This window comes from Bailinhaonella thermotolerans (assembly GCF_003594875.1).
Lineage (GTDB): Bacteria > Actinomycetota > Actinomycetes > Streptosporangiales > Streptosporangiaceae > Bailinhaonella > Bailinhaonella thermotolerans.
This window is the reverse complement of the sequence record NZ_QZEY01000002.1, coordinates 198,383-214,580: the sequence shown is the minus strand read 5'-3', so window position 1 is coordinate 214,580 and position 16,198 is coordinate 198,383. Positions and strand designations below refer to the sequence as shown.

16 protein-coding genes are annotated in these 16,198 nt (G+C 75.5%); 13 read left to right on the top strand and 3 right to left on the bottom strand.

The genetic code is table 11. The features are described 5' to 3' along the window. Window positions 1–83: 83 nt before the first annotated feature. The 5 genes from D5H75_RS06205 to D5H75_RS06185 are packed head-to-tail and all read left to right on the top strand — an operon-like array spanning window position 84 to window position 3,653. On the top strand, window positions 84–317 hold the full coding sequence (locus D5H75_RS06205) for a hypothetical protein (RefSeq protein ID WP_202637880.1): 234 nt from the start codon (window positions 84–86) through the stop codon (window positions 315–317). A 46-nt stretch (window positions 318–363) separates the two neighbouring features. Continuing rightward, complete coding sequence (gene frdA, locus D5H75_RS06200) at window positions 364–2,097, top strand: fumarate reductase (quinol) flavoprotein subunit (protein ID WP_119925380.1); 1,734 nt, start codon at window positions 364–366, stop codon at window positions 2,095–2,097. A gap of 4 nt (window positions 2,098–2,101) precedes the next feature. Next, window positions 2,102–2,881, top strand: coding sequence for a succinate dehydrogenase iron-sulfur subunit (gene sdhB / locus D5H75_RS06195; protein WP_202637879.1), 780 nt, complete (start codon window positions 2,102–2,104; stop codon window positions 2,879–2,881). Then, window positions 2,878–3,279 carry a succinate dehydrogenase/fumarate reductase transmembrane subunit gene (locus tag D5H75_RS06190; protein ID WP_202637878.1) on the top strand — a complete coding sequence of 134 codons (402 nt, stop codon included), beginning with the start codon at window positions 2,878–2,880 and terminating at the stop codon, window positions 3,277–3,279. Before sdhB ends, D5H75_RS06190 begins: the two co-directional genes overlap by 4 nt. A gap of 2 nt (window positions 3,280–3,281) precedes the next feature. Further along, on the top strand, window positions 3,282–3,653 hold the full coding sequence (locus tag D5H75_RS06185) for a succinate dehydrogenase/fumarate reductase transmembrane subunit (RefSeq protein ID WP_119925378.1): 372 nt from the start codon (window positions 3,282–3,284) through the stop codon (window positions 3,651–3,653). A gap of 9 nt (window positions 3,654–3,662) precedes the next feature. On the opposite strand, the gene D5H75_RS06180 is transcribed toward D5H75_RS06185, so the two are convergent. Beyond that, a complete protein-coding gene (locus D5H75_RS06180; RefSeq protein ID WP_119925377.1) occupies window positions 3,663–5,288 on the bottom strand; it encodes a fatty acid CoA ligase family protein in 1,626 nt (541 codons plus the stop codon). A 167-nt stretch (window positions 5,289–5,455) separates the two neighbouring features. On the opposite strand from D5H75_RS06180, the gene D5H75_RS06175 reads away from it, so the two are divergent. The 5 genes from D5H75_RS06175 (at window position 5,456) to D5H75_RS41290 (ending at window position 12,305) form a co-directional block, all read left to right on the top strand. Further along, window positions 5,456–5,866: a nuclear transport factor 2 family protein gene (locus D5H75_RS06175; protein WP_119925376.1), complete on the top strand. Its 411-nt coding sequence runs from the start codon at window positions 5,456–5,458 to the stop codon at window positions 5,864–5,866. A gap of 81 nt (window positions 5,867–5,947) precedes the next feature. Further along, a complete protein-coding gene (locus D5H75_RS06170; protein ID WP_119925375.1) occupies window positions 5,948–6,919 on the top strand; it encodes an alpha/beta fold hydrolase in 972 nt (323 codons plus the stop codon). After that, window positions 6,916–7,992 carry an alpha/beta hydrolase gene (locus tag D5H75_RS06165; protein WP_242454017.1) on the top strand — a complete coding sequence of 359 codons (1,077 nt, stop codon included), beginning with the start codon at window positions 6,916–6,918 and terminating at the stop codon, window positions 7,990–7,992. The genes D5H75_RS06170 and D5H75_RS06165 overlap by 4 nt, the downstream gene beginning before the upstream one ends. 177 nt (window positions 7,993–8,169) lie before the next feature. After that, complete coding sequence (locus D5H75_RS06160; RefSeq protein ID WP_119925374.1) at window positions 8,170–8,943, top strand: bestrophin-like domain; 774 nt, start codon at window positions 8,170–8,172, stop codon at window positions 8,941–8,943. Window positions 8,944–9,269: 326 nt separating this feature from the next. Next, a complete protein-coding gene (locus D5H75_RS41290; protein WP_202637877.1) occupies window positions 9,270–12,305 on the top strand; it encodes a serine/threonine-protein kinase in 3,036 nt (1,011 codons plus the stop codon). A 124-nt stretch (window positions 12,306–12,429) separates the two neighbouring features. Here D5H75_RS41290 and D5H75_RS06145 read toward each other — a convergent pair whose 3' ends face one another. After that, window positions 12,430–12,663: a hypothetical protein gene (locus D5H75_RS06145; RefSeq protein WP_119925373.1), complete on the bottom strand. Its 234-nt coding sequence runs from the start codon at window positions 12,661–12,663 to the stop codon at window positions 12,430–12,432. Window positions 12,664–12,806: 143 nt separating this feature from the next. After that, a complete protein-coding gene (locus D5H75_RS06140; protein ID WP_119925372.1) occupies window positions 12,807–13,346 on the bottom strand; it encodes a WYL domain-containing protein in 540 nt (179 codons plus the stop codon). Between the two features lie 372 nt (window positions 13,347–13,718). Between D5H75_RS06140 and D5H75_RS06135 the strand changes: the two genes are divergently transcribed. From D5H75_RS06135 to D5H75_RS41285, 3 genes are all read left to right on the top strand, one after another. After that, complete coding sequence (locus D5H75_RS06135) at window positions 13,719–14,276, top strand: GNAT family N-acetyltransferase (protein ID WP_119925371.1); 558 nt, start codon at window positions 13,719–13,721, stop codon at window positions 14,274–14,276. A 96-nt stretch (window positions 14,277–14,372) separates the two neighbouring features. Next, window positions 14,373–15,059: a hypothetical protein gene (locus D5H75_RS06130; protein WP_119925370.1), complete on the top strand. Its 687-nt coding sequence runs from the start codon at window positions 14,373–14,375 to the stop codon at window positions 15,057–15,059. Between the two features lie 395 nt (window positions 15,060–15,454). Continuing rightward, window positions 15,455–16,171, top strand: coding sequence for a helix-turn-helix transcriptional regulator (locus tag D5H75_RS41285; RefSeq protein ID WP_242454016.1), 717 nt, complete (start codon window positions 15,455–15,457; stop codon window positions 16,169–16,171). Window positions 16,172–16,198 lie beyond the last annotated feature (27 nt).

The window sequence follows — 16,198 nt, the reverse complement described above, 5'->3', positions numbered from 1 at the left end:
GGTTGGCTGGTGGGCGGGCGAACATCGTCCGGGGCAGCGGATCCGCTGCGTTCAGTTGGTCGCATCCCGCCTGGGAGTGCACGATGGTCGGCACCAAGACCCCCTTCAGCGCCGAGCGCGCGCCGTGCGGCAAGGTGGTCGCCGGCGAGTATTACCGCGACGGCGACGAGCACGGCCTGCGCATCAGGGACAGCTTCTTCGAGTGCGGCTGCCGGGTGATCCGGCACGAGTTCCACGACGGGAGCTGCCACGAGAGGGCGGTGCGGCACGACGGCAGGGTCGTCAAGGACCAGTACGGTCCCGACCACGGCTGCTGAGCCCCACACGACCCACGGACACGGGCGTCGCCCCGAGGAGGCGGTGTTGAGCGCGAGCACGGACGTGCTGATCGTGGGCGGGGGCGGAGCGGGGCTGCGGGCCGCCATCGCGGTCGCCGAGACGGACCCCCGGCTCCGGGTGGCGATCGTCTCGAAGGTGTACCCCATGCGCAGCCACACCGTCTCCGCCGAGGGCGGCGCGGCCGGGGTGATCGGCATCGGCGACACCCTCGACGAGCACGCGTACGACACGGTGTCCGGCGGCGACTGGCTGTGCGACCAGGAGGCCGTGGAGCTGTTCGTCCGCGAGGCCCCGCGCGAGCTGCTGCGCCTGGAGCACTGGGGCTGCCCGTGGAGCCGGGAGGGGGACGGGCGCGTCGCCGTACGGCCGTTCGGCGGCATGAAGAGGCTGCGCACCTGGTTCGCCGCCGACAAGACCGGGTTCCACCTGCTGCACACGCTCTTCCAGACCTCGCTGAGCCACCCGGGCGTCGAGCGGTACGACGAGTGGTTCGTCACGCGGCTGCTCGTGGACGACGGGCGCGTGCGCGGGGTCGTGGCGATCGACATCACGACCGGCCGCGTCGAGACGATCACCGCCCGCGCCGTCATCCTCACCACCGGCGGCTGCGGCAAGGTCTTCCCGTTCACCACGAACGCCGGGATCAAGACCGGCGACGGCATGGCCCTGGCGTACCGCGCGGGGGCGCCGCTGAAGGACATGGAGTTCGTGCAGTACCACCCGACGGGCCTGCCGTTCACCGGGATCCTGATCACCGAGGCGGCGCGCGCCGAGGGCGGCTGGCTGCTCAACAAGGACGGGTACCGCTACCTGCAGGACTACGACCTCGGCACGCCGTCCCCGACGCCGGTGCTGCGCAGCATGGAGCTGGGCCCGCGCGACCGCCTCTCCCAGGCGTTCGTGCACGAGGTGGAGAAGGGCCGGGCGGTCGACTCGCCGTACGGGCCCGTCGTCCACCTCGACCTGCGCCACCTGGGCGCGCGCAAGATCGACGCGAAGATCCCGTTCGTGCGGGAGCTGTGCCGCGACTACGAGAACATCGACCCGGTCACCGACCTCGTGCCCGTGCGGCCCGTCGTGCACTACATGATGGGCGGCGTCCACACCGACATCGACGGCGCGACCCCGGTCCAGGGCCTGTTCGCCGCCGGGGAGACGGCCTGCGTCAGCATCAACGGCGCCAACCGCCTCGGCTCCAACTCCCTGCCCGAGCTGCTGGTCTTCGGCGCCCGCGCGGGCGTGGCCGCCGTCGAGCACTGCGCGCGCGCGGCCCCCGCCGGCGAGCCCGCCGCGCTGGCCGCCGACGAGCGCCGCCGGATCGAGACCCTGCGCCGCCGCGAGAACGGGCGCGACTCCCTGGCGGCCGTCCGCACCGGGATGCAGCGGGCGCTGGAGGACGGCGCGGGCATCTACCGCTCCGCCGACTCCCTGCTCAAGGCGGGGGAGACGCTCCGCGAGCTCCAGGAGCGGTACGCCCGGCTCGGCGTGCGGGACCACAGCACCACGTTCAACACCGAGCTCATCGCGCTGCTGGAGCTGGGCAACATGCTCGACGTGGCCGAGACGATCGTGCGGTGCGCGCTGCTGCGCGAGGAGTCGCGCGGCGCCCACCAGCGGACCGACTTCCCGCGCCGGGACGACCGGCGCTTCCTGGCCAACTCGCTGGTCTACCGGCAGGACGACGGGCCCGGCCGGGTGGAGTACCTCCCGGTGCGGATCACCCGCTGGCCGCCGGCCGAACGCGTCTACGGGAGGTGAGCCCATGAGCGCCGAGCCCGCGATGAGGGCGGCGGAGACCGCCGGCGAGTCGATCGTCCTGCGCGTGTCCCGGTACCTTCCCGGCCGCGACGCCGAGCCGGTCCCCCGCGACTACGAGGTGCCGCTGCGCGAGGAGTGGTCCGTGCTCGACGGGCTGAACCACGTCAAGGACGTCCTGGACGGCTCCCTGGCCTACCGCTGGTCCTGCCGCATGGGGATCTGCGGGAGCTGCGGCATGACCGTCAACGGGGAGCCCCGGCTGACCTGCGGCACCTTCCTGTCGGAGTTCGCGCCGGGGCCGGTGGTGGTGGAGCCGCTGCGCGGGTTCGCCGTGATCCGCGACCTCGTGGTGGACATCGAGCCGTTCCTCGGCAAGCTCGCCTCGGTCACGCCCTGGCTGGTCAGGAACGGCGCGGAGCCGCCGCCGGACGCCGAGTTCGCGCAGACGCCCGAGCAGCTCGGCGCCTACAAGCAGTTCTCGATGTGCATCAACTGCATGCTCTGCTACTCCGCCTGCCCGGTGTACGCCCTGGACGAGGACTTCCTCGGGCCCGCGGCGATCGCGCTCGCCCAGCGCTACAACCTGGACTCGCGCGACATGGGCGCGGCGGCCCGGTTCGACGTGCTGGCGGCGGCCGGCGGCGTCTGGGACTGCACGTACGTCGGGGAGTGCTCGGCGGCGTGCCCCAAGGGCGTGGACCCGGCGGGCGCGATCCAGCAGTACAAGCTGACCGCCGCGATGGAGACGGTCAGGCGGTTCCTGCTGCCGAAGGGGGCCCGGTGACCGCTCCCGACGACACCGCCGCCCGCTACCGGCGGCCCGTCCCGGTGCTGTGGTGGACCGGGCGGCGGCCGTACCTGCTGTTCATGATCCGCGAGTTCAGCAGCGTGTTCGTCGCCTGGTCGGTGGTCTACCTGCTGCTCCTCGTGCGCGCCGTGGCCGCGGGGCCGGCGGCGTACCGCGGCTTCATGGAGCTGAGCGCGTCGTGGTGGATGCTGGCGCTCAACGTCGCCGCGCTCGCGCTCACGCTCTTCCACACGATCACCTGGTTCGTGGTCACCCCGAAGGCCGTGGCGGTCCGCGTCCTCGGGGTGCGGCTGCCCGCGTTCATGGTCGCGGGGCCGCTCTACACGGCCTGGATCGCGGTGTCGGCGTTCGTGGTCTGGCTCCTGGTGAGGTGATCATGGCGCGTGAGGGCCGGGCGGGGCCGCGGCGGCGGCCGGTCGAGCCGTTCCTGTGGCTGCTGTTCAGCGGGGGCGGGATGGCCGCGGCCGTCCTGGTCCCGGTCCTGGTGCTGCTGTTCGGGGTGGTCTTCCCGCTCGCGGGCGGCCCGCCGTACGACCATCTGCGGGCGGTGGCCGCCCACCCGCTCACGCGGGTGGCGCTGCTCGGGCTGGCCGTGCTCGCGTTCTTCCACTGGGCGCACCGCTTCCGCTTCGCCGTCGAGCACGGCCTCGGCCTGGGCCGCCTCGACCGCCTGATCGCCCCCCTGTGCTACGGCGCCGCCCTGGCGGGCTCCGCCGCGGCGGCGCACGTCCTGTTCCTCACCCTGTGAGGCGCGGGCTCAGCGGGGGAGGCGGGACTCGGCCCACCGGGCCAGGGCCGGCCGGTCGACCTTGGCGTTGTGGCGGGTGTCGACCGGGAAGCCGGGGTGGACCAGGACGGTGGTGATGCCGGCGAGGGGGACGGGGAGCTCGGCCATGATCGTGGCGGGGTCGGGCCGGGGGAGGTCCGGTTCGGGCTCGATGACGACGATCGGGACGCCGTCCACCCCGACGAGGGCGCTGCGGCGCACCGCCGGGTGGGTGTTGACGATGGGCTCGACCTGCAGCGGGAAGATCGTGCCGTCCTTGGTGTCCACGCGGTGGGACACCCGGCCCACCAGCCAGAGGCGGCCCTCCGCGTCGCGGTAGCCGGCGTCGCCGGTCCGGTGCCAGGAGCGGCCCTCCGGGTCGGGGATCTTGTTGGCGCGCGTCTGCTCCTCCGACCGGTAGTAGGTCTGGCTGATGTTGGGCCCGCGCACCACGATCTCGCCGATCTCGTCCGGCGGCAGCCGCACGGCGTCGGCCCAGGACTCGATGGGGCCGTCCACGAAGCCCACGACCTCGGCCGAGACGCCGGCCAGGGGACGCCCCAGGCACACGCCCGCGCCCTGCTCGGTCAGCTCCCAGGTCGTCTCCAGCACCTCGCGGCCCGCGATCTGCGCGGAGGGCAGCGCCTCGGTGGTGCCGTACGCCGAGTACACCTCCCCGCCCGGGCCGAGCATCCGGCGGACCCGCCGCATGAGCGGGCCGTGCACCGGGGCGCCGCCGCAGACCACCCGCTCCAGGCTGGGCGCCGTGCGGCCGTGGGCGGCGGCGTGCCGGGACAGGTTCTCCAGCAGCGCGGGGGAGGCGAACATCGACCTCACGCCGTGCCGGTCGATCGTCTCCAGCAGCCTGGCGGGGTCGGCCTTGGCGGGGCCGCCGCGCGCGAAGTCCATCGGCGGGACCACGACCGTGCCGCCCGCGCTCAGCCCGATCAGCCAGAACGCCGGGAACGTGGGCATGTCCACGGGCACGTCGCCGTCGTCCCAGCCCCAGGTGCCGCGCATCACCTCCAGCATCGCGCCGGCCTCCGCGTGCGTGAACACCGCGGGCTTGGGCATCCCGGTGCTGCCGGTGGTGAACGCGATCAGCGCCGGGTCGTCCGGCCGTACGGCGGGCGGCGGCGGGGCCTCGCCCGCCTCGTCCTCCGCCGGCCCGGCGCCGCGGAAGAGCGTGCCCACGCGCCGCGCCCCGGGGAACGTCCCCCCGGTCACGAGCTTGACGCGCACGCTGCCCCGGCCCCAGCCGTACGCCACGCGGCCCAGGTGGGCGAGCGGGATGCCGACGAACGCCTCGGGCTCCACCCGGCGCAGGCACCCGGCCACCACGCGCGGCCCGAGCGACGGCTCGATGCCCACGGCCGGCGCCCCGACCCGCGACAGCGCCACCCCGATCACGCAGCCCTCGAAGCCCGGCGGCACCATGAACACCGTCAGCGTGCCCTCGGAGATCCCCGCCTCGCGCAGCCCCGGCGCGAGCCGTTCGGCGGCGCGGGACAGCTCGGCGTAGGTGCGGCGGGAGCCGTCGGCCTCCACCACCGCGGTCCGCCCGGGGGCCTCCCTGGCGACGTCGCGGACACGGTCGGCGAGCACGAAGACGGACATCGGCCCCTCCAGCGGGTGACGGCCTTCCGGCGACCGATTGTTCAACAGCCGCCCCCGCCGGGTCCAGATCCCCCGCCGCGATACCCCAGATCGGCATATTTGCGGAATTCCCGATATTCGCTCATGTGATCGTTTAGGGTGCGTTCAGCACAGCCGAGGAGGTCGCGATGGACGTGCACGACGCAGCCCGCCGCTGGGCGCGGACCTGGAGCCGGGCGTGGGAGACGCGGGACGTGGAGGCGCTGGTCGCGCTCCAGGCCGAGGACGGGGTCCACTGGTCCTCCCCGTTCGGCCCGCCGCACCGCGGGCGGGACGGGATGCGCGCCTACCTGACCTGGACGTTCGGCGAGGAGAAGGCCCCGACCCGCGCCGTGTTCGGCGAGCCGCTCGTCGCGGGGGACACCGCCGCCGTGGAGTACTGGGCGCGGGCGGACTACGGGCAGGGCCCGCGGACGATCTCCGGCTGCACGGTGGTCGTCTTCGGGGAGGACGGCCTGGTCACCGAGTCGCGCGACTACTCGTTCGTGGGCGAGGGGCACCCCGATCTCCCGTTCGGCGCGTTCCCGCCCACCGTGTGATCTCGTCGCGGGGGGTTGTGGCCGGGGGAGTGGTTGCGATAGCAATCGATTGAGGGATTGTCCCCTGCCCGGGAGGGATCCGTGGAGACCTTCGGCTACGGCGGTCATCCGGTCGCCTACGTACGGCGGGGCGCGGGCGACCCCGTGATCCTCCTCCACAACGGCGGCATGTCCCACGCCATCTGGCGGCACCAGATCGAGGCGCTCGCGCGCTCCCGCGAGGTGTTCGCGCTCGACCTGCCCGGCTACGGCCGCTCCCCGGGCCCGCCCGGCGGGCTCACGCTCCACGGATACGCGGACCTGCTCGGCGCGTTCGCCGGGCACGTGGCGCGCGGGCCGGTCGCCCTGGCCGGCAACTGCATGGGCGCCGCCATCTCCCTGACGTACGCCAGGCGGCGGCCGGCGGCGGTGAGCGCGCTCGTGCTGGTCAACCCCCTGACCGAGGCCACGTTCACCCGCGGCGTGCTCGGCGGCCTGCACCTGGCCGGCCGGTACGCCCCCGGGATCGCGCGGCCGGTCGCCCGCGCGGCGGCGCGGTGGCGGGTGCCCGAGAAGGCGGCGCGGCGGATGCTGCGGCTCCAGCTCGGGCGCGGGGACGGCGAGCTCACGCGCGACCCCGAGCTGCTGGCCTGCTGGGCCAACCCCCACCAGATCCGGACGCTCACCGGCACGCTCCAGGACATGTCCAGCTACGGCGCGCTGGACCGGATCGGCCCGGGGGAGGACCTGCCCCCGCTCTACGTCATCTGGGGCGGGAGGAACCGGATCCTGCCGGCCAGGGCGGGCGCACGCCTCGTCGCCCGGCTCAGGCCCCGGGCCGCCGTCAACCTCAGGGACGCCGGGCACCTCCCCATGCTGGAGGCCCCCGAGACCGTCACCGGCCTCATCGAGCGGTTCCTCGCCGACGCCGGGACGGCCCCGGCCCGGCGGTCCCGGTCCCGGTCCCGGTCTCAGGAGCAGGTCCCGGCCGAGGCGCGGGCCGTCGCCGCCCAGGCTCAGGCCGCCGCCACCGAGGCTCAGGCCGCCGCCGCCGACGCCCGCGACGGCGCGTGAGGGGCCGAGGCCCCGGCCGCGCCGGAACCGCGGTCCCGGCGCTCGCCGCGCCCGCCGTCCTGGTCGTCCTCGCCCTGCTCGCCGCCGCGTGCGCCGGGGAGCGCCCGCCGCCCCCCGAGCCGGCTGCCACCCCCACCGCGAGCGCCCTGCCGGAGCCGGAGCCCACGCCGGCGCGGACCGGCGCCGACGACGGGGCGGCCGTCACCGCCGAACGCCGGGTGGACGGGCGCACGCTGGACCTCACCATCGACTCCCCGGCCCTCGGCGGCCCGGGGAAGGTGCGGCTCCTGCTGCCCCGGGGCTGGGCCAAGGACGCGCGGCGCACCTGGCCGGTGCTGTGGCTGCTGCACGGCGGCTTCGACGACCACACCTCCTGGACCGCCAAGACGAGCGTCGAGTCGATCACGGCCAAGGCCGGCGTGATCGTCGTCATGCCCGACGGGGGCCGCTGCGGCAGCTACTCGAACTGGTGGAACCACGGCCGGGGCGGCGCGCCCCGCTGGGAGACCTTCCACCTGGACGAGGTGCGCCAGATCCTCGAACGCGGATACCGGGCGGGCACCGGCCGGGCCATCGCCGGGTACTCCATGGGCGGGCAGGGCGCCATGCTGTACGCCGCCCGCCGCCCCGGCATGTTCCGCGCGGCGGCCTCCTTCAGCGGCGCGGTGCACATCCTCTACGACAACCCGCGCGGCCTCGACCCGTCCGTCGTGATCGCCGGGGGCACCTCGCTGGCCTGCCCCGGGACCGACTGGAAGCGGATCTGGGGCGACCCGCGCGACCCGGAGCAGCGCCGGATCTGGGCCGAGCACAACCCCTACGACGTCGCGGCCGGGCTGCGCGACGTGAGGCTGTACGTCGCCGCCGGGACCGGCCGCCCCGAGCGCGGCGGGCTGCCCATCGGCGACGCCGTCGAGGAACTGGCGTACGGCGTCGCCCAGGAGTTCGTGAAACGCCTCTACGAGCTGGACATCCCGGTGAAGACCCACTTCTACCCGGGCAGGCACACGCACCGGTACTGGGAGCGCGAGCTGCGCGCGGCGCTGCCGGGGATGCTGGAGGCGATGCGGTGACCGCCGCCCGGGGCGGCGGGACCGGTGTCGCGGCGGGCCGGTGGACGGTGACCCGGGCCGTGTGACGGTCGCCGTCCCGCCCCGGATCCGGACGGCCTCGCGATTCGACCGCCCCGCGCCCGTCCGGCCGCTACCCTTGGTAATCCTTTCGTCACGTCACGAGCCGGGGAGGGTGGCATGCCGGCACTCCTGATCGTGGCCGCCGCCGCGGCGGTGGCCGGGGTCTCGGCCGTGCTCCTCCACCGCCACGTCCCCGCCGGCGTCCGCGCGCGCTTCCGCGAGACCGGCATCGTGGTCACGTGCCTGGCGGGCGCCCTGTTCGCGATCACCGTCGGCCTCGCCGTCGTCTCCGCCTGGGAACGCCTGGACCGGGCCGGCGAGGAGGTCGCCGCCGAGGCCGACAGCGCCGTCGACATCTTCTGGTACTCCCGCACCCTGCCCGCGGGTCAGCGCGGCCTGATGCAGCGCCACCTGCGGGAGTACCTCGCCGTCGTGCTCTACAAGGAGTGGGCGATGATGGAGCGCTCGCGCGCCGTCTCCGCCGAGGGCTGGACCCTCACCGACCGCCTGCGCGAGGGCCTCCAGTCCGTCCAGCCCCGCACCCGCGGCGAGGTCGCCAGGTATGGCCAGGCCATGTCCCGCATGCACGAGCTCCTCGACGCCCGCCGCGCCCGCGCGGCCCGCGCCGCCGGGGGAGAGTCCCCGCTGCTCTGGGCCGCGCTCGCCGCCGCCGCGACCGCCGTGATCGTCCCCGCGGTCGTGTTCGCCGCCGACCGCCTGGTCGTCCGCGTCGCCGCCCCCGCCGCCCTGGCCGCCACCGTCGCCGCCGGCCTCCTCCTGGTCCACCACCTCGCCACCCCCTACGCCGGGCCCGTCCGCGTCTCCCCCGACCCGTTCCACCTGGGCCTGGCCCGCGTCACCGAGATAGCCCAGCTCCCGCCCCTCACCTGATCCCGCGCCCGCGCCGCCGCACCCGGGCAGCCGCCTCCGCCGCCGCGAGCGTCCACCCGCCCGTACGGCTCGCGCCGCCCCGCCCCGCCGTACCCGAGGACGCCGCCCCGCTCGGACTGTTTCGGGGCGGTACGGGCGGACGGCCCGCCGTACCCCGTATCCGGTGAGACGGGAGGGTTGTACGGCGGGCCGGGGTGGGTTTCACTCAGGGGGGTGGGGGCTGCAAGCCGGTTGCAGGCGGGTTGTAAGGACGGGGACGGAGGCTTCGGGGGAGGCCGGACGGGGCCGCGCGGGGTCCCGTGAGCAGCCGGCCACGGGAGGCGGGCATGAACGCGTGGTCGGTGCCTGGGTACACCGAGCTGCGGGAACTGGGCATGGGCGGCGGCGGGCGGGTCGTGCTCGCCGTCCACGACGCCACCGGGGCGGAGGTGGCGATCAAGTACCTCTCCCGTGAGCTCACCGGGGACGCCGTCTTCCTGCGCCGGTTCCGCGAGGAGGCGGCGCTGCTGTTCGAGCTGGGCGGGGAGCCCAACGTGGCCCGCCTGTTCGAGTACGTCGAGTCGGCGCAGGGCGCGGCCATCGTCATGGAGCTCGTGCACGGCGCGCCCCTCCGGCGGCTGATCGCCCGCGAGGGGCGGACCGGGCCGGAGGCCGCCCTGGTCGTGCTCAAGGGGTCGCTGCTCGGGCTGGCCGCCGCGCACTCCTTCGGCGTGGTCCACCGGGACTACAAGCCCGAGAACGTGCTGGTCGGCGTGGACGGCTCCAGCAAGCTCGTCGACTTCGGCATCGCCACCTGGTCCGGCCTGCCCGGGGTGCCCGCCGGGACCCCGCCCTACATGGCGCCCGAGCAGTGGGACGGCGCCCCCCAGTCCCCGGCCACCGACGTGTACGCCGCGACGGCGGTGTTCTACGAGTGCGTGACGGGCCACCGGCCGTACACCGCGACCCACCGCGACGTGCTGCGGTACCAGCACCAGACGGCCGAGATCCCGGTCGCCGAGGTGCCGCGCCCGCTGCGGGCGCTGGTCACCCGCGGGCTCGCCAAGGACCCGCCCGACCGGCCCGGCTCGGCCGCCGAGTTCGTCCGCGAGCTGGAGGAGATCGCCGTCACCGCGTACGGCCGCGAGTGGGAGGACCGGGGGAGGCGGCGGCTCGCCGAGCTGGCCGCCGTGCTCGCCGTCCTGCTGCCCGCCGCCGCGCAGCAGGCGACCGGCGGCACCGGCCTGTTCAAGACCATCCTCGGCAAGGCGGGCGGGGCGCAGAGCCCTCTCATCGTGACCACGGTGGTCGCCGCGACCGTCCTGGGCGCGGGCGCGGTCCTGGCCTCCGGCCGCACTCCGGAGCCCGCGCCCGCCCCCGTCGAGCCGGCGCTCGCGATGTCCCAGGCCCGCCCGGCGAGCCAGGCGCCCCCGCGGGACCCGCTCCGGCCCGGCCCCGGCCCGGTCGGCCCGTCCACCGTGGACCCGGGCGAGACGGGCGAGAAGGGCGGCACGGGTGGCGGCGGCGTCCCGGCCCCGCACGGCAAGCCCCCGGTGAACCCGCCGGGCCCCCAGACGCTCGACTTCGCCGGGACCGTCGGCTGGCTGGAGAAGTCCACGCCGGTGGACGTCACCGTCTTCGTCCGCCGGACCTCCGGGCGCCCCGTCACCCTCAAGATCGCCTTCACCACGGGCAAGGGGGCCGGGGAGGCCGCCCACCGCACGGCCCGCGAGGAGAGCGCGCGGCTGTCCGGCGCGAAGAGCTACGACCGCCGCTTCACCCACGACCTCGGCCGCCTCGACTGCCGCACCGCCACCCACGTCGGCGTCCGGGCCTGGACCGAGCCCGCGTCCCCCGGCGGCGCGGTCTTCGCCGCCAAGAAGGACCCCCGCTGCGGCCGCCCCGCCCCCGGCGACCCCGCCTCCGTCGCCGTCGCCTCCTGGGACGGCCGTACGGCGGGCATCGGCGTCACCGCCCCCGACAAGGGCGAGGCGGGCCTGTCGGTGGAGTTCACCCGCCGCGAGGAGGGCGGGCAGCCGGTCGTGGTCAAGAGCGCCACCGAGCGGCTGTCCGGCGCCACCCGGTACACCCGCTCGCACACGCACGCGTTCCCGCCCGAGAAGTGCGGCGCGCGGGTGCTGCTGGGCGTCCAGGCCACCGTGACCCACGGGGACGACCGCGACACGGCCTTCAAGGAGGTCCCGGCCCCGGCCGCCCCCGGCTGCGCCCGCCTGGAGATCGCCTCCTGGGACGGCTCGGCGGTCACCGCGCGCGTCACCGCCGCCGACGCCGCGCCGGTGCGGCTCAGCGCGGCCTTCACCGCACGCGGCGGGGAGGGCCAGGTCACCGAGCCCGTCCGGCAGTCCACCTGGCTGCGCGGGGCCACCGCCTACACGCACACGTTCCGCCAGGCGTTCCCGCCCGTGCCGTGCGGGCAGGTGGTCACCCGCACCGTCGAGCTGGCCACGTCGAACGGCGGCACCGCCCGCCGCGAGACCGAGGTGAAGGGCCCCGAGTGCCCGCCGTCGGTGGACCTGCTGAAGATCACCCGCTGGGACGGCGAGAACGCCCGCGTCCTGATCGGGACGTCCTCGCCGGGCCCGGTCGCGCTGACGCTCACCTTCGCCGAGGGCGAGCGGCCCGTCGTGGCGCACCGCCGCACGCTCACGCTGAAGGGGAGCACGGAGTACACCAGGACCGTGTCGTACGACTTCGGGCGGGGCGAGTGCGGCCAGGCGCGCCGGCTGACGGTGATGGCGGCCACGGTCCCGTCCCCGACCGGGGGCACCAGCCCCTCGCGCTCGGTGGTCCGCGAGGCCGTGCCGTGCCCGCCGAAGGTGCTGGGGCTCGCCGTCGGGCACTGGAACGGCGCGGGCGCGACCTACCGCGTGAGCGCCGACGGCCCCGGCCCGGTGACCCTGCACGCCCGCTTCACCGCGATCGGGCCCACGGGCGAGGTCGTGGCCCGGCGGACGCGGACGGTCCCGCTCAAGGGCTCCACGGCGTACGGCGGGAGCCTGGCGGTCCAGCTCCCCAGGCCGTGCGGCGGCGTGCTCCGGATGACCGCCTCGACGGCCCCGGCCGCCGCGACGGGCGAGGTCACCCGCGAGGTCAGGCTGCCCAAGTGCGCGCCGAAGCCCGACGACAAGCCCAAGCCCGACGACAGTCCCAAGCCCAAGCCCGACGACAGTCCCAAGCCCAAGCCGGACGACGGCCCCAAGCCCAAGCCCGGGGACAGCCCCAAGCCGGAGGACAAGCCCAAGCCCAAGCCCGAACCCAAGCCGGAGGACAGCGCCAAGCCCAAGCCGGGGGAGGGCTCCGGCCCCTCGTCGGGCGGGGCGACCGCGGGGACCGCGGGCCGGTCCGCGCCGGCCCCCCGCTGACGGCGCGGACGCGGAAGGGCCCTCCGCCGGTCTGGGGCCGTCCCGCCGACCGCCGCCGCGCGTGACGCCCGCGGGAACGCGGGCGTCACGCCGTGCCGGGAGTCCCGGCGCGGCAGGGCGGCGGTCAGGCGCGGTCGACCAGGGCCATCGCGCCCTTCTCGCGGGCGCAGTGGGCGCAGCAGTACCAGTGGCCGCCGTCCTGGACGCCGTGCCCGATGATGCGGCAGGAGCAGTGCTCGCAGATGGGCGCCATGCGCTGGATGGCGCACTCGAAGGAGTCGAAGGTGTGCACCGCGCCCTGGGCGTGCACCTCGAAGCTCATGTCGTAGTCGTTGCCGCAGGTCTCGCAGGCGGCCATGGTCCCCCCAAAGATCGTGGTCCTCCCCGCGGGCGGGTCTACCCCGCGTGACGGCGGGGCAATCCCGCCGCGGGGACCGGCGCCGGGAGGGCCCCGCCGCCGCCCCCGGGAAGGCGGGGGCCGCGGCGGGGCGGCCCGCGGCGCTACGCCGCGACGCGGCGGCGGCGCTGGAAGGGGAGGTATCGGGTGGCCAGGTGGGCGCGCGCGGGGGTGTCGGTGGGCTCCAGGGCGATCATCCGGTCGAACCGGAACGCGCGGATGGCCCGGGCGGACCGGCACCAGCTCACGAGATACCAGTGGTCGCGGTGGACGAGGCAGGTGACGGGCTCGACCTCGCGCACGGTGAGCCGGCCGGCCGCGTCGCGGTAGCGCAGCCGCAGCACGAGCCGCCCGGTGATCGCGATCGCGGCGGTCCGGGCGCGCCGCGCGGTGTCGGGGTCGAGCGGGGCGGTCAGGGTGGACAGGGTGGTCGCGACCACCTCGTCCCCGGGGTCGAGGTGGTCGAAGGCGTGCCGCAGCGCGCGCCGCGCGGTGGCGGACTGCGGCCCCGCGCCCAGGTGGGCCAGGGAGAGCGCCAGCGCGGCGATCTCGGCGGCGGTCAGGGCGGCCGGCTCGGGCGCGGGCCGGGAGGCGGTGGTCTGGATGGTGGCGGCCGTCAGCGGTGGGGTTTCGACGTTTGCCATGGTTCGATCATACGTTCGAAGACCGACATTTCCCGGCCCTCGCACCTAACCTCCGCGCTGTACTCACCTGACCTTCCGTGCCCGTCCTGACCTGCGCTTTCCCTCCCGCCCGGAGCCGGGCGGGGAGGCGCGCGAAAGCCGTACGGCGGGGCGCGAAAGCCGTACGGCGGGGCGCGGCCGGGGCGGCGCCGGGGGCCGGGAACGCCCGCCGGGCGGGGCGGGCCGGGCGGTGGGAATCGCGGGCGGTGACGTTCCGGATGCGGAAAGAGGGGTGGATTTGTCCGGGAAGCTCAAGGAAAGGGATGAGGTGGCGCTGTTTCTCGTGGTGCTGATCACTGGTCTCCGGGGGAGGCGGCAGGCTACCGTCTCCGCATGGGTCCAGTGGAGTACGCCGGGGAGAGGCTGGTGCTCCGGGAGGTCGAGTGCGCGCACGCGGACGCGCTCCACGCCCTCTACGGGGACTCGCGTGCCACCCGCCACCTCCCGTTCGAGCCGCGGACCCGTGAGGAGGTCGTGCGGATCATCGAGGAGGCGCGGGCCTCGGCGGCGGCCGACCCGCGCCGGCTCTACGTCCTCTCGGTGATCGACCCGGAGGACGGGGACGTGATCGGCGTCGCCCGGCTGCACGTCGAGCACGATCACCCGCACAGCGCGGAGATCGGCTTCGGGCTGCGGCCGGACCACTGGGGGCGCGGGCTCGGGGTGGACCTGGTGCGGCTGCTGCTGCGGTTCGGGTTCAAGGAGGTCGGGCTGCACCGGATCTGGGGCGCGCGGTCCCCGGACAACATCGCCTCGCAGCTCGTGATGCTCACCGCGGGAATGGTCGAGGAGGGGCGCATCCGCCACCACGTCCGCACGCCGGACGGCTGGCGCGACTCCATCGTGCATTCCGTGCTCGAAGACGAATGGGACGGCCGGCGACTGGATTGACGAGGAATTCCCCATGCGTATCACGGACGGGCTCTTGCGCCCCCCTATTGGATTAGGCGTACAGTACAGATCTCTGCACCGGTCCTGGGAGCGGGCATGACGCGAAGCAAGACGATGCGGCACGTAGGGCTGTCGGGCGCGGCCATCACCTCCGGAGCGCTGGTCCTGCTGCTCGCGGGCGCGGCCCCGGCGGGCGCGGGCGCGGCGGCCGACTGCAAGAGCGACGGAACCCCCCTCGGCGACGCGACCACCAAGATCTGCAAGGACCTGGAGAAGACGCGCAAGAACGTCGAGAAGGGCGTCAAGGATCTCCAGCAGAAGATCAGCGGCAAGAAGACCACCCCCAAGAGCGGCTCGAAGAGCGGTTCCAAGCCCGGCTCGAAGAGCGGCGCCAAGAGCGGGACGAGGAACGGCTCCGGCGGCTCTTCAGCGCGCTCGAACGGCGGCTACGGCGGATACGCGGGCAACGGCGTCTCCCCGGCCTCGATCAACACCCGCACCGTGGCCCGGCCCGGCGACGTCTCGCTCCCCGTGATCGAGAACACCGCCCCGGCCCCCTCGGTGGAGGCCCCGCAGGTCGCCCCCGAGCCCGAGGTCAACCTGCCGGCCGCCCAGAAGGCCGTGCCGGTGCGCCCGGTGGCGAACTCCTCGGCCGACGCGCCCCGGCCCCTCGGCCCGGACCCGGAGTCCCTGCTCGTGGTCGCCGGGCTCCTGCTGGCGGGCGCCACCCTCGGCGGCAACGTCGGCCTCGCCGTACGGCTGCACCGCAAGCGCCTGCACTGACGGCCCGCGCGGCCCGCGCCGACGGCCCGCGCCGGCGTCGCGCGGCGCGCTGGCGCGGGGGTTTCGACATAGCGGGAAATGCCGGTTAGTGCGGGCGCACTAAAGCGGATATCGCGTTGCCTGAGCCGGGTTCGGCGCTCAAGCTGGCCGATGTGGACGCGTACCCGCCCCGCGGTCTGAGACCCCGCACGCCCGCCCCCGGCCCGTCCGCCCCCGCGCCGGCCCGCCTCATCGCGGCCGGCCGGGCGGCGCCGGGCCCCGGTTCGTCCGGTCCCGGTCCATCCGGCCCCGGCTCCGGTCCCCGTCCCGGTCCTGGGCCGTCCGGGCTCGCGGTCGCGGCCGTCAGGCCGCCGGCGCCGCACGTCCCCGAGCTGGCGCCCGCCGACTACCGGCGCATGTTCCGGGTGGTGGAGGACGTCGCCGACGCCCCCGACCTGACCCGGTTCCGCGAGGACCTGCTCGTGGCGCTCGGCCGGCACCTGGGCTGGGGCCGCGCCATGGTGCTCGACGGTGAGAACTGGCAGGCGGCGGCCTCCGCCCGCCCCGGCGACGTGCACAGCTTCGGCCGCCTCTTCGTGGACGAGTACCTCCACCGCTGGTTCCCCGACGAGCCCCTCGTCACCCCGGCCGCGCTGGCCGCGCTCGCGGGCACGGGCCAGGTCGTGCTGACCGACCTGCTGTGCGGCGCCTCGCCCAGGGAGCGCGGGTTCGCCGAGGGGTTCCTGCGGCGCCACCAGGTGGCCGAGGTGGCGGGCCTGGCGGTCACCTGCGAGGCCGGGCTGGTGTACGTCGGGGTCGCGTTCGCCGACGAGAGCGAGGTCGGCCCGCGCGAGCGCGCGATCCTGGCGCGGCTGCGGCGCGTGCTCGCCCCGGTGATCCGCGAGCAGTTGCGGCGCGGGGAGGCGGAGTCCCCGCCGCGCTGGCCGCTGACCGCCCGGGAGCGCGAGGTGGCCGAGCTCGTCGCCGCCGGCCTCACCAACCGCCAGATCGCGCGCCGCCTCGGCATCACGCTGGAGACGGTCAAGAAGCACCTCACGCACATCCTGGCCAAGACCGAGTGCCCGAGCCGCACCGTCCTGGCCGTGGCCTGGCAGCGCCGTACGGCGGGCTGACCCCCCTCCCGGCGCCGCCCCCTCCCG